Below are 20,803 nucleotides of genomic sequence, written 5' to 3' on the forward strand. Positions count from 1 at the left end.
CACTTTATAATTTACCTATGCCAGAAAATCAAAAGCCAGTTGACGTTGACTTCCTCAAAGCGCTGGTGCGCACGGTTCCCGACTTCCCCAAGCCAGGCATCCTGTTCTACGACATCACTACCCTGCTCAAGGACAAGACCGGCTTTGCGCAGCTCATTGATGCCATGGCGGCCCACTATCTTTCCCGGAAGATTGATCTTGTGCTCGGCATTGAAGCCCGCGGCTTCATCTTCGGACCCGCCCTCGCTTACCGGCTTAACGCCGGATTTGTGCCCGTGCGCAAGCCCCGCAAGCTGCCCGCTCCCGTCGCCCGCGTCTCCTACGATCTGGAGTATGGCACCGACACGCTCGAAATCCACCTCGACGCCATTCAGCCCGGGCAGAGCGTAATCCTGGTCGATGACCTGCTGGCAACCGGCGGCACCATGCAGGCGACCGTCAAGCTGGTCAAGCAGTTGGGGGGCGAGATCGCCGGCCTTGGCTTCGCCGTGGAACTCGACTTCCTCAAAGGCCGCGACCGTTTCCCCGGGTACGACGTGTTCAGCCTGCTGCACTACGACGAATAAGTCCGGGGGCGCAACCGGGCTTGATTCAGCAGCAAAGGCACGGCCGGAGCCGTGCCTTCGCACATTGGATGGCTCAAGCTTTTCCGCGAGCCGCAGCCCCGGATCAGTTCCCCACGCCGGCCGGTTCCGGTGGAGCAGCCGCACCCACTTGCAGTGCCGCCTTCCACTTCACCAGCCAGGCCTGACGGTCGGCCAGGCCGTTGAATCCCCCATTCAGCTTGTGTGTCACGCCTTTTACGTCATCCGCCTCGGCAAAGGGAAGGCACCCGCATTCGCAGAACTGGGCCACCGCAACCTCCAGAGCCTTGGACGGATCCTTGGCAAGGTCCGGATTGTTGATCATGTCCAGTCCGTACTTGTCGGTCAGCGCCTGGTAGTTGTTACGACCCGTGACCTGGGCAAGGCCACGTCCACGATAGTTCCAGCCATCATTAGCGGGCGGCAGCGCGTTGCCCATGCGTCCGCCATAAACGAAGTCTGCAATCTTCTGCGGATTGCGCGCGTAATCGTTCACGTTGCCGGCGTTGAAACGCGACGGCCAGGTGTCGAGCAGTCCTTGCGCGCTGTAGTTGAGGTTCTCCTCCATCGCCGTGCCCGCGCCGCATTCCACTGAAAACTGGGCCATGGCGTGGGCGATGGCGAGGTCGTCGTTGAGGCCGTAACGAGGAAACACGTCGGGCGCGGCGGCGGCAAGGCCTTCCAGCAGTCCGAGGACGCGATGGTTTCCGTTGGGCCAGAGCGTTTGCAGAACTTCAAGCGTGAGCATACGGATTTATCCTCCATGTCGCAGAGCCGTGGAAGCAGGCCAGCCCAATGTCGGCCCAGGGCCAAACCGGATGAACTGCAAGGTGAACCGCAGAGTACCGCCTGCGCGTGGGCCCGCTCAGTGTCTTGAATCACCGTGGGTATGTGGACACGAGGGCCGACAGAGAAAAGCCAGAACACGCCAGCATTCTTTAGCCGGCCCGTCTGGGCCCACCGGAGCAGGACTCTTGCGGAAATTCAACCCGGGCTGCCTTATGCAAATTGTTTCGGCTGGCCGGTGGCCGCCAGAACCGCGTTCCAGATGGCTCCGTTGGGATCGATGCGCTTTTCCTGTGTGGCTAGCAGATCGATGGGCACGTGAATGAACTGATCGTGCAGATAGCCGATAACCAGGCCGGTTTTGCCTGCCATTCCGGCGTGCACGGCGTGGCGCGCAAACTGGTCGCAAAGAATTGAATCCTCCGCATTGGCCGGGCTGCTGCGCACAAAATAGCTGGGATCGAAATAGCGCATGATGAACGGGACATTTCTTCCGCGGAACCACTCTCCGATTCTCTCCACCAGGAGGGGACCGATGTCCTTGAGGCGCGCGTTGCCTGAGGCGTCGCGCGCCGTCTCGGCAGTGGCAAACAGGTCCTGTCCTGCGCCTTCAGCCACCGCGATCACGGCGTGGCCGCGATCCACCACCCGCTCTTCCAGGGCCTGAAGGAACCCTCCCGGCCCGTCAAGCCGGAAACCGACTTCTGGGACCAGGGTGAAGTTCACATCCTGGCTGGCCATGGTGGCCCCGGCAGTGAGAAATCCGGCATGCCGCCCCATCAGTTTCACAACCGCAATGCCATTCTGTACGCTGCGCACCTCCGTATGCGCGCGATCAAGCACGCGGGCTGCCTCGTCAATGGCAGTGAGATATCCGAAGGAGCGCGCGACAAAAGGAATGTCGCTGTCGATGGTCTTGGGGATGCCGACCACGGCGAGTTTGTGCCCGTGATGCTGGGCCTCGAGGTAGAGGTCGCGCGCGCCGCGCTGCGTGCCATCGCCGCCCACCGTGAAGAGAATGTTGATGCCGCGGCGGATCAGGTTCTCAACGGCGCGGACCTTATCAACCGGGCCGCGCGACGTTCCAAGAACCGTGCCGCCCTGCAGGTGAATGCGGTCAACAACCGAGTGCGAAAGCTGGATTGGCTCAATACCCTTCTGCGGATCAAGCCCCTGGTATCCCCAGCGAAACCCGAACACCTCTTTCACGCCGTAGGCGTGGTGCAGTTCGAAGTAGAGCGACCGGATCACGTCGTTGAGCCCTGGGCATAGCCCTCCGCACGTGACGATTCCGGCGCGGGTCTGAGCGGGATCGAAAAAGAGCTTTTCGCGGGCGCCGGCAAGCTCGAAGAGAAGCTCATCGCCGGCAGGATCATCGCCGTCTCGCACGATGGTGGCGGGAACGCGGCTGCGGTCGTCAACCCAGCGTTTGCGGGGTGCAGGATACGCGGCAGGACCAAGGGTTGTAACGTTCATGTTGGAGTTGAGACCACTCTCGGAGATCTGGTTCAACCCAAAATGACCGCTGCCGCCGGGTGTTGCAACCGGAAGAGTTAACAGACATCCGCGATTGCCGAAGTGCTAAACCCTGTTCTGGGGAAACCGCCTACCAGGCCCCTTCGATCCGGAAGGCGCTGAGGCCTGCAGCCTCGGATTCGGCGAGATAGTGCTCGAGGACATTATCGACGCGGGCCCCGCGCGGCCCTCGGCGCAGGCTGGAGCGCAGTTCGTTCAGGTCGCGGGGATCGCCGCAAGCCACGATCTCCACGTCGCCGTCTTCAGTGTTGCGGACCCAGCCGCGCAGTTCGAGTTCGCTGGCCTCGCGGTGCACGAACCAGCGAAAGCCAACCCCCTGCACGCGGCCACGGACGAGGAAGTGAAGGACCATACGTCCTTCAGTTTAAAAGCTTCACCCCAGGTTTGGGTGAGACAAGCGCCAGGTCGCCCCACGAATGCAATTCACGCATCGAAACTCGCAATTTCGCACCTCCACGCCTCCACGCCGCCCCGCCTGTCATCCAAAGCTTATGGCTTTTTTCTCTCCTTCCATCCAGACGAAAGGTATCTGGATCATCGATGCCGACGCGCACACCGTTTATGCCAACGACGCCATGGCTGAGATCCTGGGGACATCGGCGGCCAACCTTGCCGGCGAGCACTCACTCCAGTTCGTCTTCCCGGAAGATCTGGCCGCCGCGCAGCGGCTCTTCTCGTCCAAACAGGCCGGCAGTGCAGCGCCATTCCACTTCAGACTGCGCCGCGCCGACGGCAGTTCCGTCTGGGTGGATGTCCAGGGAACCCCGATGTATACGCCGGAGGGCCTGTTCGACGGCATCATCGGCACCTTCGCGGTGTCCAACGCGCAGAACCCCTGAATGCTCTGCCTGGCGTGGCGGTGGTGGATGCAAGCAACTCTTCCCGATATGTCCGCCATCCAACTTAGGCCAATACTCTTCTGCGAGGTTCTTCATGCGGTTTGCCGTTCTTTCCAGTGGCGTCCTTCGCGGAATGGGTCGCGAAGCCGCCTGCGAATTACTTGCCACCAAAACGGTCCTTGCCGAGGCCTCGCGGCCGGTTTACTCGCACTGCGCCATCATTGAAGCTCCTACCGATCTGCCCGATGGGGATTACGAGGTGGAGTTCGCGGGCGAAGTGGCTGTGACCACCCTGCGCGAGGGCTGCTGGATGGTGGGACGCATCCTTCCGCACACCTTCGCGGAAACCAAGTCGTTTTATGCCGCGCAGGCCGCAGCGCGGCGGCCCTAAAGGGACCAGTCACGGCACCGGTATGGGAGATGTCCGGATTCTGCCCAGCTTTCCCACAGGCCCGCTGACCCTATACTGATGCCATGGCGAAAACCCCGGCACTCCGCTCCCTGGACAAGAAGGCCTGTGCGCCCAGTCCTGTGTGCGGCTGGAAGCTGGAGCGGGCGGCCCGCAAATGCGGCGCCCTGCGCATTGCCGGACTGGACGAGGTGGGCCGCGGACCGATGTTCGGGCCGGTAGTGGCCGCGGCCGTCATCCTGGCGCCCAAGTGCCGCCTCGACGGGCTGAACGACTCCAAGAAGCTCTCCGAAAAAAAGCGCAATCAACTCGACATTGAAATCCGCGCCAACGCCGTCGCCTGGGCCATCGCCGCCATCGACGTCGAGACGATCAATAAGATCAACATCCGCAACGCCTCTCTGCTGGCCATGAAGCGCGCGGTGGAGCACCTGGCGCTGTCACCGGACTACCTGCTGATTGACGGCCTGGATACGATCGATTTTGCATGCCCGCAGCAGGCCGTCGTGCAAGGCGATGGAACAAGTTATTCAATCGCCGCGGCCAGCATTCTTGCCAAGGTCTATCGCGACCGCATGATCGTCGAACTGGATAGCGAATATCCCGGCTACGGTTTGGCGAGCCACAAGGGTTACTGCTCGGCTGAGCACATGGCGGCGCTGGCGCGCCTGGGTCCAACACCGCTGCACCGCAAGAACTGGAGCCCGGTGGCGCAGACCATGCTGGAGTTCCCTGCCATGCTGGAACTTGGGCTGGAGCTGGTAGAGAACTGATGCGGGACGGCCGTTGGGCGGCCGGAGTGCTGGCGCTCGCCAGTTGAAACCTCAGGAACTGCGCCCCAGCAACTCTCCATTCAACGCGCTGAAACAGCTATCCCGCAAATTCTGAATCGCTTGCCCTGAGCTCTGCCCAAACCTGCATCCAACCGAGGGTAGCGCCCGGTAGGCTGCGTTGTTTCTCTTCGGGCGCATGCAACCACAAAAAGGAGACGTTACGCATGCTCTGGACAATCTTCGTGATCCTGTTGATCCTCTGGATCCTGGGATTCAGCTTCCATATCGCCGGCAGCCTGATTCACCTGCTGTTGGTGGTCGCCGTAATCGTACTGATCATTAACCTGATTACCGGGCGACGGGCCGTTTAAAGGACACGGGAACACGGTTGGCGGAGCGACGCGGACGAGCTTGAACCTTATTCGTCTGTCGTATCCGCCACACTTTTCGCGGCAAAGGTCACAATGGACTCGCTATGGCACCCGCAGGAGCGGCGAACCACGAGTTCGGTGGACAGCACGACGCGGTGTCCCTTGGTGGGATACTCCCCGCGCGCAATCCTCTGGAACAGAAGATTCGCGGCCATTTCGCCCACCTGGTAGACAGGTTGGCGCACCACGGTGAGCGCGGGCTGCAACACGTCTGCAATGTCGAAGTCGTCAAAGCCTGCCAGCGCAATCTGGCGCGGCACATCGATACGCAACGTATTTAACGCATGCAGCAGGTAGCGCATCGTCAGGTTGTTGCCGGCAAACAGCGCGCTGGGCGGCTTCTTGCCCGTCATCAGCGCGTGCACCAGGGTAACCGTCTCTTCCGGAGACCGGCACTCAACGTAGTTCTCCGGCGCGAGTGAGGCACTCGACATTGCCTCGCGATAGCCGTTGTACCGCGCCTGCATCGTGAACAGGCTTTTCGCCAGACCCAGGAACGCAATAACCTTATGCCCGTGATCGATCAGGTGCGCCACCCCGGCGCGCGCCCCGGCCCGATTGTTCACCAGCACCGAGTCAAACCGCGATTGCGCCGCAGGGCGGTCCAGCGTGACGATGTGCACATTCTCGAACTCCTTGCTGCGCAGGTAGTCATCGTCGTTGGGCGCAGGAATGATGATCATGCCGTCAATGCGGCGGCGGAGCATGAGAGCCGCCTGCTTCTGCTCCACATCCGCCTTCTCGTCAGACGTGGTGATCAGAACCGAATAGCCATGCTGCGTGGCGACCGTGGAGACCGCGTGTGCACAGGTAGCGAAGAATGGGTCGTAGAGGTACGGCAGAATCAGCGCAATCGTCTTCGAGTGCGGCGAACGCAGGCTGCGGGCCAGCTCATTGGGCTGGTAGTTGAGCATGCGAATGGCGCGCTGCACCCGCTCCGCGGTTTCCTTTGACACATTGGCGCTGCCGCTCAGGAGACGGGAAACAGTCATCTTACCCACGCCGGCAAGCTTCGCCACGTCGGCCATGGTCGTAGAACGACCTGATGGAATTCTGCTGCCCTTCGATAACGGCATGTTGGATGGACGTTGAGCAAAAAAAGCTTATCACGCGACACTCACATATCGCCGCAACAACTTGTCCGCTTCCCCAATCCGAGGCAAACCTTTCCCGCAAATCAGCGTCTTACGTCTCCAAGAGGCTGCTGCGTCCACCTTTGCCTCCCATCAAGACTTCTGGTTTCATTCATTTCGAGTTCTCTTTGAACGGTTGGTTGTTTACTGCAAGGGGGCAAAGTCCACTCGGCGTAACGTGGCCCACGGGCTTGAGGTGGGAAACCGCGAACTTTCCGATCGCGTGGAGGGGAGCAGTTGGTGAACGTTTTATCAGTGGGTCAGATTTCATCTCATATCGCACTCATAGGTTGTTATCCGGTGTTGGGAGCAGTGCGGAAAACAGGGCCGCACAACGGCCAGGGCAGAAAACACCCGCACCCGGAGGTTAAAAGCAGTCCCTGGGTCTCTTCCCGTGCACGTAGAGTTTTCGATTGTGGGTTGGCGGGAACTGCCCTGCTGCTCCTGCTTCCGGTAGTGGCGCTGTGTTGGATTGCGGTGCGGTGCACCTCCTCCGGCCCGGTGTTCTTCAAACAGCGGAGAATGGGGAGCAACGGGAGGGAATTTGAGCTCTACAAATTTCGCTCCATGCGCTGGCAGCGAACCTTCACCGGGCCCAGTCACACCGTGCACAATGACTTGCGCATCACTCCAGTGGGCCGTCTGCTGCGGCGTTACAAGCTCGATGAGCTGCCACAGTTCTGGAACGTACTGAAAGGAGACATGAGCCTTGTGGGTCCAAGGCCAAAGCTGCCGCAGCATGAGATGCTGCACATGCCCTATCGGCCGGGACTCACGGGACAGGCAACGCTGGCCTTCCGCCATGAGGAAAGAATGCTGATGGAAGTGCCGGGGCATGACGTCGTTGGATTCTATGAGGCGGTGGTGAAGCCCATCAAGGCCGAACTCGACATCCGCTACATGGAACGGGCTACGTTTGTGAACGATGTTAGCGTGCTGGCGCGCACCTTGGTGCGCTGTCTGCATTGCTCAGTGGATGCGCGTCGCGAGTTGCGCGAGCTGATGTGGAAACATGCGCCAGAACACCTGGGGAGACTGGCGCCGCCTCGCTTCGCTATCCCGGCAACTACAACCTTGAGACCGCAAACGTTTGTTCCTGAGTTGACTGATGAGTTTGCGGGCGACATGGACGACGCAGCATAGAGCGACGATTCCACTTCGCCTCAGGTTCGACGAAGACTCATAGCAAGAAGGCACGGAAAACTCATGCGAACGCGACTTTTGATGACGGTGGCAACACCGCTCTTTGCTCTTATTGCCCACGCCCAGCAATTTCCTTCAGCGTACCCCTCCTCCAGCGATGGACTGGGCTCGCAACAGAACCCCACCGGCACAACTCTGGACTGTTCCGATCCGTCGCTGGCGTCTTCGCCCCAGTGCATGCAGGGCCGCGGGACTGGCTGGATGTCGCCAGGGATGCCAGCGGCCGGCGGCGCCGACAATGGATTTACGACCGGCCAACCGGGACGCGTACCCACCTATACAGACGATGGGACTCGCTCGCGAAACGCCCCGGCCACTCCCGCAACCATTCCCATGCCGCCGGAGCCGCTCACGGAGTTTCAGAAGTTCGTAGCCTCCACCACCGGCACAGTTCTGCCCATGTACGGCGCAAACCTCTTTCAGAACGTGCCGTCCACCTTCGCCCCGCTGGAGAATACCCCGGTGCCGCCGGACTACGTTCTCGGTCCTGACGACCAGTTGCGCATTCGGGTTTGGGGGCAGGTGAACTTCAACGCCAACGTGCGCGTGGACCGCACCGGCGATGTGTACCTGCCGCAGATCGGCCAGGTGCATGTGGCCGGGCTCCCCTTCAGCGAATTGCAGCAGCACATTCACGACGCTGTCGGCCGCCAATACCGCAACTTCCAGCTTCAGGTCGACCTGGGACAGATTCGATCCATTCAGGTCTACGTAACCGGCGAGGCAAGACGACCCGGCGTGTACACGGTTAGTTCGCTGGCAACGCTGATCGATGCGCTCTTCGCCAGCGGAGGCCCTTCAGTGCAAGGCTCGATGCGGCGCATCGATCTGCGCCGTAATGGACAGATCATCACCACACTCGATTTGTATGCGCTCCTGGTCAATGGAGACAAGTCAAAGGACGCCAAGCTGCTCCCGGGCGATCTCATCCATATCCCCCCGGTCGGCCAGCAGGTGGCGCTCATCGGCAGCGTGCGGCGGCCAGCGATCTATGAATTACTGCCCGGCGACACTTTGGATCGGGTGCTGCAGGACGCGGGCGGCGTGACCTCCCTCGCATCCCAGGCACGCGCCTCCCTCGAGCGCACCGTGGAGCACAGTGGGCGCGCGGCCGTGGAGATTCGCCTGGACGCAGCCGGACGCGCTACCGCCCTTGAGGATGGCGACGTGGTACACGTGCTGTCACTCGTATCGCGGTTCAACAAGACCGTCACCCTGCGCGGCAACACCGCGAATCCGGGCCGCTTTGCGTGGCACGACGGCATGCGACTGAGTGATCTGATTCCGGATCGCGAATCGCTCCTGACCCGTGATTACTGGTGGAAACGCGCACAGCTGGGGCTGGCCGCGCAAGAGTTCCAGCCCGCACCCGCATTGTCGAATCTGCGCCAGCCCGCGTCAGCGATGGACATAGCGCAGGCTGCCGCACAGCAGCAGGCGCGGGCGGCCGCAAACATGAGCCAGCAGACGCCGGGCGCTACAGAAGCCCAGACACCATATCCCGGATTTCCTGTGCCGGCAGGCCAGGTAGAGAATGCCAATGAGCAGAACGGCAGTGATGCAACTGCCACCCAGCGCAACGCCGCGACGAAAGGGAACCAATCCGCCCTCGCCGAGCAGGACGAGTCCCGCAACCAGACGCTCACGCCCCCTCCTGCGCAGAAGACCATCGTGCGACTGAACGTCCCGGAGATCGACTGGAGTTATGCCGTGATCGAGCGCATGGATGCAACCACCCTGAAGACGCAGCTTGTCCCGTTCGACTTGGGCAAGCTCGTCATCGATCACGATCAGTCGCAGGATCTCGCGCTGCAGCCCGGCGACGTGGTGACTGTGTTTTCGCAGGCGGATATCCACGTTCCCATCGCCGAACAGACAACGCTGGTGCGGCTCGAAGGGGAGTTTGGGCACGCTGGCACTTACAGCGTCTTGCCCGGCGAAACATTGCGCCAGCTTGTCGAGCGAGCCGGCGGGTTGACGCCGAATGCGTATCTTTACGGCTCCGTGTTCACGCGCGAGTCCACCAGAATTCTGCAGCAGCGCCGCATCGACGAGTCCGTTCACGAATACGCGTTGCAGATGCAGCGCGGCAATCTTGCCCTCGCCGCCGCTCCCGCATCGAACGCGCAGGATTTGGCCAGCGTAAACGCCGCCCAGGCCAGCGAGCAGGCGCTCCTTGCGCAATTGCAGCAGGTCCGCGCCAACGGCCGCATCGTTTTCCAGTTCACGCCGGAGTCGGACAGCGCGGCTGCCATTCCTGAGATTAAACTCGAAAATGGCGATACGTTCCTGATCCCCTCGCTGCCTTCCACCGTGAATGTGCTGGGCGCGGTGTTCAATCAGAATTCGTTCATCTACCGCCAGAACGGGGACGTGGAATCCTTCCTGAAACTGGCCGGCGGACCCAATTCCAACGCGGACAAAAAGCGCATGTTCATCGTAAGAGCCAACGGGGCGGTGGTCAGCAAGACCACCGTCAATGGCCTCTGGAACGACGGCTTTGAAAACCTGAGACTCAATCCAGGAGATACCGTCATCGTGCCGGAGAAGACCATCAAGCCGTCCGCTCTGCGAGGCGTGCTGGACTGGACGCAAATCTTCGCGCAGCTCGCCTTCGGAGCTGCCGCCATCAATACTCTGAGGTAAATTGGCTGAACCAAACTGGGCAGACTACGAAAGAACAATGCGCACTGAAATCCACATCCCGCACGACCTGCACGAACACGGCGCGACGAGCGACCCACCGCGCACCGACGTGCGTTTCCTCACGCTGCTGCTGATTCTCGCCGAGCGGTGGCGATTGATTGCCGGAGCTGCAGTCGTGGCCTCCGTGATCGGCATTGCCCTGGCTCTCCTGCTGCCGGTGCGCTACACAGCGGAAGTGACCATCATGCCTCCCGCGCAGCAGAGCTCGGCTTTGACCTCTGCGCTGGCGTCGGAATTCGGCGGGCTAGGTTCGATTGCGTCGCTTGCGGGCGGGGGCCTTGGACTCAAAAATCAGAACGACATGTACGTGAGCATGTTCAAGAGCCGCGTGGTCGAGGACGCTCTGATTCATCGCTTCAACCTGCAGCAGGAATACGGAAAGAAGTTCCTTTCAGATACGCGCAAAAAATTTGAGAAACGCGCATCCGTCGAGGGCGGCCAGAAGGACGGGCTGATACACATTGCGGTGGAAGATCACGACCCCAGGCGCGCCGCAGAAATCGCCAATGCGTATGTCGATGAGTTCCAGACGCTCTCAAAGCATCTGGCCATTACTGAAGCAGGCCAGCGTCGCGTCTTCTTGCAGGGACAGGTGGATGAGACCAGGAAGCATCTGGCCGACGCCGAAGACGCGATGAAAAATACTGAGCAGAAGACCGGCCTGATATCGCTCGACAGCCAGGCCCGCGCGCTGATCGAGTCGGCGGCCTATATGCGCGCGCAGATCGCGGCCAAGCAGGTGCAGATTGACACCATGCGCGCTTATGCGACGGATCAAAACGCGGGGTTGGCGCAGGCGCAGCAAGAGCTTGCCGCCTTGCGCGCCCAGATGCGGAAACTGACCGGCTCGCAGGACGTGGATGGAATGATCATCCCCAAGGGCCAGGTGACCGAGGCCGGTCTCGAGTACGTGCGCAAAATGCGCGACGTAAAGTACTACGAGGCGGAGTTCGCGCTGCTCTCGAAACAACTGGAACTGGCGCGGCTGGATGAAGCGCGTGAAGGATCGCTGATCCAGGTCGTCGACCCAGCTTATCCGCCTGACAAGCGTTCCTTCCCGCAGCGCACACTCATGGTGCTGGCCGCTGCATGCGCCGGATTCTTCCTCGGCATTTTCATTGCCCTGCTGCATGCACGCTTCCAGAAGATGAACGAGGATCCGCGCACGCATTCGATGATGCAGCGTATCCGCACCGCCATAGCGCGCCGCGAAGGAACCGTCTGATCCGGCGGAACTGCAGATGACAACCGCAACTGAAGCCACGCTGCTCCTCTCTGCCGTACTGATCGCCACGCTGGCTGTGTTGTGCCACTGGGTTGACCTGACCGGCTGCCTCTGGATCAGCCTGGCGCTCTATGCCCTCCTCGTCTATCTCGCATGGCGGCGCTTCGGCGGCGGCCGTCACCCCTGCTTTCTCTTTCTCGGCATGATCCTGCTCTTTCAAATGGGCCGGCTCATTGGCTATGTCGCAGGCGCTGCGCCGGACCCCTTCGAAGTGGTAGTGCAAACGCTTCTGCCTCTGCAGGTCTCTGCGGCAGCCTCTGAAATCACCCTCCTCATCATCCTGCTCTCGGCAACCTGCGTGTACGCCGTGTGCTCGTGGAACGTTGCGCCCGTCACGCTGCGCCCCGGCGCCGGCCGGCAGTGGCTTCGTGCCGCGTACGCGCTGCTCGCCCTCACGTTTCCGTTCGTGCTCTACAAGAACTATGAGTACCTGCAGTTCATCCGCAGCCACGGCGGGTATCTCGCCATCTTCACCCAAAGTCAGGATGTTGCGGAGAGCGCCGGTGGTGCAGTGCGGCTCTTGTCCCTGTTCGCCTACAACGCATTCCTGCTGGTCTATGTGTTGGAACGCAACGGCAAGCGTCTGGCCTGGGTCACCACGGCCTTCCTCTCCACTTCCGTGCTCGAACTGGCTATCGGAATGCGCGGCAAAGTCTTCCTGTTTTTGATCACCTTGTGGTTCCTGCGGAATCTGAAGACGGGCCGGAAGTTCAGGCTCGGTACGCTCGTCGCCGTCGCTCTCGCCGGAAGCTTTCTCGCCGTCGCCATCAGCGGCTTTCGCGAGATGCGTTCGACAGCTCTCATAGGCCCCGCCGGCTTTGTGGTCGGCCAGGGAATCTCCATGGGAGTGACGCAGATCGCCGTTGAGGATCGACAACTGTTCGCGCCGCATGTCCGCTCCTACATGGAGAGCGAACTCCTCCAGGCGTTCTATTCAGCTCCGCACTTTGGCCAGGGTGAGCTCTTTGACAACGACATCTCCGTCTACCTCAATGCGGCCGCATACCGACAGGGCTTCGGAGCAGGATCGAGCTACCTGGCAGAAGCGTGGATCGCCGGCGGCATTGCCGGCGTTATCGTCGCGTCGGTGCTGATCGGATTGCTCCTGCGGTGGCTCCACACCCTGGGCCGCCACTGGATCGGCGCGGTTGCCGTCGCAATCCTCCTGCCCAGCGTCATCTATCTGCCGCGCGCGCAGATGCTCAGCCCCCTGGCCACAGCGCTGAAGAATGGAATCGCCTTTGTCCCCATGATTCCGTGCTTGTGGTTTCTGCGGTATCTGCTTGAGCTCTTCGACAATTCGCGCCCCGAACCCGTGATCGAATCCGGATTACTGCGCGGTCCAATTCCATGATGCAGACACCTTGCCATCCGTGCCGATCAGCACAATGGCCGCGCCACCCGGCTCCACTCTGCCTGTGAGAGACTTCCCGCTGCGCGCATCGGTAAACGTGACCTGCGGCTGATTCGACTCCGACGTGATCACGTAAAGCGTGGCCTTCGGCAGAATCGTCGGGGCAACCAGAATGCCTGGATCGCTCAGCGTCGTCGTGTAGACAGGCGCCACGCCCGCGCTCTTCAGCGCATAACGATACGCGTTGCCCACCACCGCCAGATCATCGCCGAGCTCAAGAGGAAGCGGAGAGAAAAGAATGCGCCCGTTCCCCATGGGCTTTTCCGTCCACGCTGATCCATCCGCGAGCACAGCCTGCGTCAGCATCGTCGTCTTGCTGCCGCCAAAAACAACGCGCTCTTCGCCCCATGGAAACTTCACTGCGTTCTCGCGAATCGTAAGCGGAGCCTCCGCGTAGCCGAATCCCAGAGCCCGCGCGCGTCCCGTAGCATGCAGATGCGCATCCCCATTGAACGGGCCCGTCACCAGCAGCGTCGCCCCGCTGTTCACGCGATCGACAATCGTCTCCCATGCCTTGTCCGTCAGTCCCATCGGCGCAGGCAGAAGGATGAGCTTCGGATGCCCGATCAGATCAATCTGATACTCACCTACCGCGTACGCCTGCGACCGCGCATATCCATACAGCGCACGCACCGCGCTCTGCTGCGCCTCCAGCGCAATCTTGTTCTCCACCGAGAGTTGCAGCGACTGCGGCAGCACAATAGCCACGTCAGGCTGGATGAGAGCCGTGGCCGCGGGCGCGGCCTTCTTCGCAAACTCGCCAAGCGCGCGCATCTGGTTCTCCCATATCTTTGAAGAACCATCGCTGCGCTTCATACCGAAATCCGCTTCCCGATCCCAGTCCCACTGCACCGCTCCGCTCGAGCCTGCAGCGAAACCCAGCGCCCACTTGCGCATGGTCAGCCCCAGCCCGGTGAACTCGTTGTAGCGCCACGCGCCGTCCGGCGACCACACCGGCTGATAGCCCGTCTCGCCGGTGATGTTGGCCAGCCCCGGCCGCTTGGCCGCAATCGAATCCCACAGCAGCGCATCGTCCTGCCAATACGTGTGATTCGTAGTAAACCCTACGCCCGCGGCGCCATAAAACTGGTTGAGCACACGGTCGGTCACGCCGCCTTCATCCTGCCCCACATTGACGAGTTGCCTGCTGCCGGTCTCGCGAATCAGCGAGACCATGTTGCGCACCCAGTTCGCGAACATATCCTGCGCGAACAGGTTGTAGTCCAGGGCGCGGACCTCGCGCGGATTCCCGTAACGCTCTGCACTCAGATCAGCAGCCGCCGGCAACCCCACCGCCTCGAAGCTGCCAAGCTTATCCGCCGGAGTGGACCACGCATTCGCAAGCGCACCCAGATCATCGCTGTACTTCTCTCGCAGCCATTTATGCCAGGCGGCAACCTCCGCGGGGTCCCCATTCGGCATATTTCCTTTGAAGATCACGCGCGGATTAGAAAAGCTCGGCTCGTTGATCAGGTCCCACGTCACGAACGGCGCATCCTTGAACCGCCCTACCACCGATCGCGCATAGGCCTGCTGCTCCCGCAGTGCCCCCGCATCAAGATAGGGATTGGGCGGCGTTCCGTCATGATCGCCCCAGCCGCGATCCCCTGAACGCGGCGCAAACGCAAACAGCGTGAAGTTCACAACAATATGGTGGCGCTGTGCGCACAGCAGAAACGCCTCCACGTTACGCAGAAACCGCTCGCTCGCTCCGCCTCCAGCAGTCTCCTGCGTAAACCGCCCAAAGTGCATCCACACCCCGGTGCGCACAAAGTTGACACCGTGCTGCTCCATCTCCGCGAAGTCGCGCTCCCACACCGCCGCATTGCGCGGTCCGGAAAAATCCCATCCGTCTGCTTCCGTAGAGAAATAGTTCGTGCCCACCGGAAAAAACGGAGCGCCATCACGCGCAAGAAAATCACCGTGCGCCTCCACCCGTTCGCCCCCTGCAACCGCGCCCGCATCTTCGACCCAGAATCCGTTCTCGTATTCCCCGCGGAACTGCCCGTTCTCGCTGTACACAGCGCGAACCATATAAAACCCCGCTGCCAATGGCTTGTGAAACGGCGCAGAAATGTCGGCAACTCCCCCGTGCGTCATTGGAACCGCAGACGAATCAATCGTCCCTTTTTCCGAGCTGAGGATCATCTTCACTTCGCCGGTTACACTCTGATGCGCGCGCTCCGCCCGCGGCTCGCGCAAATGGATTGTGAGCACCGGCGGTTCGCCGGGCCGCAGCGTCGAGAACAGCGTTTCCACACTGAAGCTCAGCGCACCCTGCCTCGCATAACCCGCCGCGATCCGCATCAGCGCAACACCATCGGCGCTCTGCCAGTACCCCGGTGCAGCATCGAAATCCAGCGCTACGATCCTGCTGCCCGCGCCATCAACGTGATCGGCAACGATGACCGGAGCCGCAGTGAGTGTGCCGTCCTTCTCCGCCATATAGCCCAGGCCGTCAAGGTGTCCTTCCACCGCGAAGAACCTGCGCGCGCGGATCTGCGGCGTGCTGTCCATCCTGTACCGGTCACGCCAACGGAACTGCGCATCGGCTGCAACGGGAACCTCGTAGGTGTTGCTGAATCGGAGCTCGCCCGCATACGCATTCTGCGCGCGCATAGGCTCAAACTTCCCACCCGCGCGCACCACAGGAACCTGCAGCGGCTGCCCGCCAAGAATCAACAGATTCCCGCCCCCGTGCACATAGCGTTCAATCGCGCCCCACGCATCCACAGGCACGCTCGATCCATACGGCAGCACCAGCAGATCGGCATTCGTGAACGCACCGTCCTTGTTAAGCGCATCCAGATCGTCAAACACGGGACTGAGTCCGTTGAGGGCCTGCTCAAGTGCCCCTCGCTCAACCGCGTCGCTGCCCGTTGTAGGGAAACCCGGCTGCCAGAAAACCACCGTCTTCGCCAATAAAGACGCGGGCGCCACCGCCAGAAGTGCGCCGAAGATGAACTTGCGTGCAGCGTGAGGAGAGAGGCGAAACAGAAATGCGTGCGGCCCTGAGAGCATTACGAAAACTCCTGCCAGTCATCGCGGCAATCACGTGTTTGCCGCAGAACGATCCAGCGCATCTACAGCTGATTTAGCTGGCTGAGATCGTTCCCATGAACCATAGCAGAGGGCATTCGCGAAGACAAGCAAACCCAACCCGCGTCCGGTGTTCGAGCGAATTCTTGGTCTCTGCGTCCTGTTGAATTAGAAGCGCCGCAGCGCGATCAGCAGCAAGCGGGCGTTCTGAGCAACATTTTGGGAGGCGGAACATGACCTTGCGGGGCACACGGATTGGTGTTTCGATCATTGCGGGATGCGCGCTGTTCGCAGCGATGGCATCGCCTTTGACATCGGCCCAGGCGTCGCCGGGCGAAACCAGAAACACGGCGATCAGCACTGCTCCAGAGACGAGCGAGACGGTCTTCCTCTCGAACGTCACCAGCATGAACGACATGAACGATGTTCAGACTGCGCTGCGCAACAACTTCCCTCGCACCCACGTCTATGGCGTCGCCGGCCAACTCGCCATCACCATCCGCGGCACCAGCGAAGATATGCAAGCCGCGAAGAAGATGGTTGCGGAGCTCGACCGGCCGAAGAAGATCTATCGCGTCACTTACAACCTGAGCGACGTGGAAAACGGCAGGAAAACGGCCACACAGCACTACTCCGTGGTCGTAGCAGCGGGCGGCAAGACAGTGCTGAGGCACGGCAAGCGCGTGCCCCTCATCACCGGCATGTCCGGAGAAGCAGCGAATGCGTCACAAAGCTCGCAGGTGCAGTACATCGACATAGGGCTCAACATCGAGGCGAGCATCGAGGGCACAGCTCTTCGCACCAAGGTTGAGCAGTCCGCCGTCACCGATGAGAAATCCGGAGTTGCCGCGCCCGACCCCGTCATCAGCCAGACACTCCTTGAAGGAACGTCGGCTCTCGCCGGAAACAAGCCCGTGGTGCTCGGATCGATCGACGTGCCCGGCACCACACGACGCCAGGAGATCGAAGTGGTGGCCGATCTGATTTCGCAATAAAAGTGTGGAGAAGCAGCAATGGGTCGCGATCCCCCCGGACGCGACCCGATTTTTATTTCACCGCAATCGTGGCGTTCGCAACATTCCAACCGCGCACCGCGATGGAAGGTTTCTCGCTGCCCGAGCGATATTGCACCGTCACGACGCGGGTTTCGCCAGGCAGAAGCGACACATAATTTTCGCTATAGTACGCCGGAAGAATTCGTTCTCCGGTCTTCTCATCGATCAGCGTGAGCTTCGCCAGAACCGCCGGAACCGCACTCGTGTTCTGGAGCTTGACCCCGATGGAAGCCTCGCCGTTGCCTTCACCTCCAGATTGAGTCACCGACGCAGTCAGGCTCTCCTGCGAAAGCTGGTCCAGTTCCTTGAGCGTCGCTTCATCCTTCGCCCACCAGTAGAAGTTATCGCTCACCTGCTTGCCATCCGCATCCGTCACATCAAGCTTCACAAATACCGCATGACCGCCGGCGAGCCTATCCAGATCGAGCTTGCCCACCGCAGTGCGCGCATTCGCTGCAGCCTGCACCGGCGCAGTTTCATCGCTGAGCATCTTCCCGTCCAGCCCAACCACCCGCGTCCGCACCTTCAACGTCCGCGCTGCATTCAGATTGATCAGGTCGATCGTGTTGTCCTCAAGACTAAGTTGCGCGTGCACCGGTTCGCATGCCTTCTGCGTACCGTAAAAACTCGACTGCGTATCGTAATCGTGGCCTAGGAAATTCCACTCCGTCGACGGCCAGGCCGGCTGCGTCATCCAGATCATGCGCGCGGAGTTGGGTTGCCACAGGTGCGCGGCAAAGCCTTCGAAGATGGCGCGATGCGCGGCGTAATCGATCATCTGCGCCTTGCGCTCGAAGTCCTCAAGATTCGCGGGCGCACCAAACTCGCGCGCCATCGTATCCATGAATGGCTTCACCGCGCCGTTTCCTAACTGGTGCCAATCGTGATAAGCCCAGGTGTCAGAGATCGGCCAGCGGTCCGGCTCGGGGATGAACGCCTTGATGCCCTCAAGCGTGGGCACGCTGGGAATGCCGAGTTCCACGCTGAAACCGCGGTTGATGCGATAGTACGTCTCCAGCGGCTGCAGCTGGTATGGACCAGAGTTGCGCAAGTTCACCTGGTTCGAGCTGCCGGTGTAATAGCGCGTGTGATCGAGCGTGCGCACCAGCGCGGCCAGACCTTCATTGAGAATCGGTTGCGGAACACCTTCGTTGCGCCCGCACCACAACACAATCGATGGATGATGGCGGAAGTGCAGAATGGTGTCCCGTGCATTGGCGAGGAACAGTTGCGGATCCTGCGCTTCAAGGTTGTAAGTCTGCGTGGACTCCCAGAAATCGTTCCACACCATCAGGCCGTACTTGTCGGCAAGAGCGTAAAAACTCTCCTCCGTGTTCTGGCCCATCCAGTTGCGAATCATGTTGACGTGCGCGTCCCGATGCAGGCGGAAGTACGGCTCCAGATTCTTCACGGAAACGCGCTTGCGGCTGTCGTCCATGCCCCAGTTGCCCCCGCGCGCCGCAATGCGCACGCCATTCACCTTGATCACCAGATCGGTGCCCGGCCACTCGCCTTCTACCGGCCGAATGGACGCGGAACCATCGGCTCCGCTCGCAAGCGTGTGCACCCACGCATGCTTCATCCAGTCGGGCAGCTTTTCGCCGGGCCCAGCCAGGTTCGGCGTTCTATCCTCGATCTGCCGAATGCCCTTGTGCGATTCATCGATGAGTGGCAGCCCCTCATCATGCGTGCGGCTGGGCAGCACCTCAACCCGGCGCAAATGTCCGGTCGCGTCAAACAGTGACAGCTCGTAGCTCACTTCGCGCATGCCAAAGTCGATCGACTGTGTCGAGCTCGCCGGCCCGCCGGATACCGCAAAACTTACGCCGAGGTGGTGCAGCGCAGGATCGCCATAGCCGTTCGGCCACCATAGCTTCGGGTTCGTCACGCGCAATTGCGGATACTCCGCGGCGCTGAGCCTGACCACGGTTTCGCCGGGGCCGATGCGCAGGTGCTTCGTCACCTTCACATCGTCAAAGCTGGCGGTCAGATCGCCCTCCACGCCCTTGTCATTCGTATCAACCAGGGGAGCTTCAATTTCAATGTCCGCCTCGCTGTTGTCGTGCTTGGGCAAGGTGGTGATGACGTTCACATCGCCCACGCTGACCGGGCCTTCCGCCGTCAGCGTCACATCCTGCCAGATGCCGGTGTTGCGGTCGCGAATGGTCGGGATCCAGTCCCATCCTTCCGTCGCGCCAAACGTCGGTCCATCCAGCATCTGAATTCCACCGTTCTCTCCCGGCCCCGCCTTGATCGACTCCTCCTGCGCCAGCCCGGGATGCGGCGGCGGGCTCACGCGCACAGCCAGCGCATTCATGCCGCTGGTCGCCAGCTCGTCCGTCACCTCAAAGCTGCCGCGGATAAACGCGCCTGTCACATCGCCCAGTTTGTGACCGTTGAGCCAGGCCTCCGCCGCGTAATTGATGCCGTTGAAGGTGAGCGTCATCCGCCGCCCGCCAGTCTCTATCGCCGAGGGAAACTCCACGCGATACCAGTAGTCCTGGTGCGCCAGCTTGTCGGGAATCGCGAGATTGTTGAGCCCGTAATCAGGATCGGGATAGATGCCGCGGTCGATCAGCGTGGTCAGCACCGTGCCGGGTACTGTCGCCGGCAGCCAATGATCGATCTTGCGCTGTCCGCCGCGTGGTTTGGAACTCTCGAATCCCTGCTTTGAAATCTCCGCGCCACTCGCCTTTATGTCATCCGCCTCTGCCAGCTTCCAGCCGCCGCGAATCGTCCACGGATTGCCGCCTTCCAATCGCGTCTGTTGCTCCTCCGCGGTAAGCGGCCTGGCAATCGGCTTCTGGGGCGCGGCGTTGCTGCGCGGCAGCGTCAACGGATCCTGCGGCTCAAGCTGTCCCGCCATCCCCCGCGTCTGCACCGGCCAGTGCGCCGAAGCTTCCGTATACTGCGGCAGATCAAAATCCGGTATCTCGGCCGCCATCTGCTGAACCTGCGCAGCCGTCAGCACCTGGTCGTAGACCCTGAGGTACGCAATCTTTCCTCCAAAGTGATGCTCGCCCGCGGCGGGAGCCATCCACAGTTGCGCCGCGACATTGCCCTGCGAGTAGGCAGACGACGCCACCGCCCTACCGTCGCCGTAGAGCGTAACCGTGCTCCCGTCGCTGCTCGCCACGACGAAGTGCCATCCCTCGCTCACGCCCGTGCCCGCCGTAACAAAGCGCTCCTGTCCGCGCCCCAGCCACAAACCCAGCCGGCCATCCACGAATGCCACAAAGCGCGCATCCTTCGCGCCTGGATCGCCGATGCCCGCCAGCAGCGTCAATCCGTTCCGGCTCGCCGGGTCAGCGGCGTTGAACCAGAACGCCAGCGTCCATCGGGCGTCCCCCGCCAGAATCCCCGACGGCAGCGTCGACACCTTCGAGCGCCCGCCCCACTCGCCGGGCGCCGGCTCCATCAGCCCCGGCCCATCCGGCAGAATCACGGCGCTCCATGGCCCATATACTTCCTGCGGGATCTGCTGCGCGCGCGCAGGGCACGATGCCATAACCGAAATCATCACGGTGCAAACGGCCGCCGCGCGGCCAAGCTTCAAGGCGAACGAGTTGCGTTGACACGAATTTTTCATGCGCGTACATCCTATCCTGCC

General features: G+C 61.3%; 17 protein-coding genes. 10 read left to right on the top strand and 7 right to left on the bottom strand.

Going from position 1 to position 20,803, the window contains the following annotated elements; all coding sequences use genetic code 11:
* Positions 1 to 17 precede the first annotated feature (17 nt).
* The gene (locus tag VGL22_RS09745) at positions 18 to 566 is read left to right on the top strand and encodes an adenine phosphoribosyltransferase (protein ID WP_465266719.1); all 549 of its coding nucleotides are present in this window, start codon (positions 18 to 20) and stop codon (positions 564 to 566) included.
* 103 nt (positions 567 to 669) lie between these two features.
* On the opposite strand, the gene VGL22_RS09750 is transcribed toward VGL22_RS09745, so the two are convergent.
* The 3 genes from VGL22_RS09750 to VGL22_RS09760 all read right to left on the bottom strand — a co-directional run bounded on the left by VGL22_RS09750 (position 670) and on the right by VGL22_RS09760 (position 3,258).
* A complete protein-coding gene (locus VGL22_RS09750; RefSeq protein WP_465266720.1) occupies positions 670 to 1,332 on the bottom strand; it encodes a glycoside hydrolase family 19 protein in 663 nt (220 codons plus the stop codon).
* Between the two features lie 251 nt (positions 1,333 to 1,583).
* Positions 1,584 to 2,846 (bottom strand): ATP-dependent 6-phosphofructokinase, encoded by a 1,263-nt coding sequence (locus tag VGL22_RS09755; protein ID WP_465266721.1) that lies wholly within the window; start codon positions 2,844 to 2,846, stop codon positions 1,584 to 1,586.
* A gap of 130 nt (positions 2,847 to 2,976) precedes the next feature.
* Entirely contained in the window at positions 2,977 to 3,258 is a 282-nt protein-coding gene (locus VGL22_RS09760) for an acylphosphatase (RefSeq protein WP_465266722.1), read from the bottom strand.
* A gap of 139 nt (positions 3,259 to 3,397) precedes the next feature.
* On the opposite strand from VGL22_RS09760, the gene VGL22_RS09765 reads away from it, so the two are divergent.
* From VGL22_RS09765 to VGL22_RS09780, 4 genes are all read left to right on the top strand, one after another.
* Positions 3,398 to 3,745: a PAS domain-containing protein gene (locus tag VGL22_RS09765; protein ID WP_465266723.1), complete on the top strand. Its 348-nt coding sequence runs from the start codon at positions 3,398 to 3,400 to the stop codon at positions 3,743 to 3,745.
* Between the two features lie 94 nt (positions 3,746 to 3,839).
* A complete protein-coding gene (locus VGL22_RS09770) occupies positions 3,840 to 4,136 on the top strand; it encodes a hypothetical protein (RefSeq protein ID WP_465266724.1) in 297 nt (98 codons plus the stop codon).
* Between the two features lie 83 nt (positions 4,137 to 4,219).
* On the top strand, positions 4,220 to 4,927 hold the full coding sequence (locus VGL22_RS09775; protein WP_465266725.1) for a ribonuclease HII: 708 nt from the start codon (positions 4,220 to 4,222) through the stop codon (positions 4,925 to 4,927).
* A 224-nt stretch (positions 4,928 to 5,151) separates the two neighbouring features.
* On the top strand, positions 5,152 to 5,298 hold the full coding sequence (locus tag VGL22_RS09780) for a lmo0937 family membrane protein (protein WP_465266726.1): 147 nt from the start codon (positions 5,152 to 5,154) through the stop codon (positions 5,296 to 5,298).
* A gap of 47 nt (positions 5,299 to 5,345) precedes the next feature.
* On the opposite strand, the gene VGL22_RS09785 is transcribed toward VGL22_RS09780, so the two are convergent.
* On the bottom strand, positions 5,346 to 6,386 hold the full coding sequence (locus VGL22_RS09785; RefSeq protein ID WP_465266727.1) for a LacI family DNA-binding transcriptional regulator: 1,041 nt from the start codon (positions 6,384 to 6,386) through the stop codon (positions 5,346 to 5,348).
* A gap of 417 nt (positions 6,387 to 6,803) precedes the next feature.
* Between VGL22_RS09785 and VGL22_RS09790 the strand changes: the two genes are divergently transcribed.
* The 4 genes from VGL22_RS09790 to wzy all read left to right on the top strand — a co-directional run bounded on the left by VGL22_RS09790 (position 6,804) and on the right by wzy (position 13,039).
* On the top strand, positions 6,804 to 7,634 hold the full coding sequence (locus VGL22_RS09790; protein WP_465266728.1) for a sugar transferase: 831 nt from the start codon (positions 6,804 to 6,806) through the stop codon (positions 7,632 to 7,634).
* A 63-nt stretch (positions 7,635 to 7,697) separates the two neighbouring features.
* Complete coding sequence (locus VGL22_RS09795; RefSeq protein ID WP_465266729.1) at positions 7,698 to 10,340, top strand: polysaccharide biosynthesis/export family protein; 2,643 nt, start codon at positions 7,698 to 7,700, stop codon at positions 10,338 to 10,340.
* Between the two features lie 37 nt (positions 10,341 to 10,377).
* Positions 10,378 to 11,625, top strand: a complete 1,248-nt coding sequence (locus tag VGL22_RS09800) for a GumC family protein (protein ID WP_465266730.1) — start codon at positions 10,378 to 10,380, stop codon at positions 11,623 to 11,625.
* A gap of 16 nt (positions 11,626 to 11,641) precedes the next feature.
* Positions 11,642 to 13,039 carry an O-antigen polysaccharide polymerase Wzy gene (gene wzy / locus VGL22_RS09805; RefSeq protein WP_465266731.1) on the top strand — a complete coding sequence of 466 codons (1,398 nt, stop codon included), beginning with the start codon at positions 11,642 to 11,644 and terminating at the stop codon, positions 13,037 to 13,039.
* On the opposite strand, the gene VGL22_RS09810 is transcribed toward wzy, so the two are convergent.
* Both VGL22_RS09810 and VGL22_RS09815 read right to left on the bottom strand, forming a co-directional pair.
* On the bottom strand, positions 13,016 to 16,120 hold the full coding sequence (locus tag VGL22_RS09810; RefSeq protein WP_465266732.1) for a beta-galactosidase: 3,105 nt from the start codon (positions 16,118 to 16,120) through the stop codon (positions 13,016 to 13,018). The two genes, wzy and VGL22_RS09810, sit on opposite strands and share 24 nt — an antisense overlap.
* 73 nt (positions 16,121 to 16,193) lie before the next feature.
* Positions 16,194 to 16,556, bottom strand: coding sequence for a hypothetical protein (locus VGL22_RS09815; RefSeq protein WP_465266733.1), 363 nt, complete (start codon positions 16,554 to 16,556; stop codon positions 16,194 to 16,196).
* Here VGL22_RS09815 and VGL22_RS09820 point away from each other — a divergent pair.
* A complete protein-coding gene (locus VGL22_RS09820) occupies positions 16,555 to 17,133 on the top strand; it encodes a hypothetical protein (RefSeq protein ID WP_465266734.1) in 579 nt (192 codons plus the stop codon). The genes VGL22_RS09815 and VGL22_RS09820 overlap by 2 nt on opposite strands.
* Positions 17,134 to 17,185: 52 nt before the next feature.
* Here VGL22_RS09820 and VGL22_RS09825 read toward each other — a convergent pair whose 3' ends face one another.
* A complete protein-coding gene (locus tag VGL22_RS09825) occupies positions 17,186 to 20,782 on the bottom strand; it encodes a glycosyl hydrolase 2 galactose-binding domain-containing protein (RefSeq protein WP_465266735.1) in 3,597 nt (1,198 codons plus the stop codon).
* Positions 20,783 to 20,803 lie beyond the last annotated feature (21 nt).

The sequence above is a fragment of the Occallatibacter sp. genome, from assembly GCF_036502485.1.
Taxonomy (GTDB): Bacteria; Acidobacteriota; Terriglobia; order Terriglobales; family Acidobacteriaceae; genus Telmatobacter.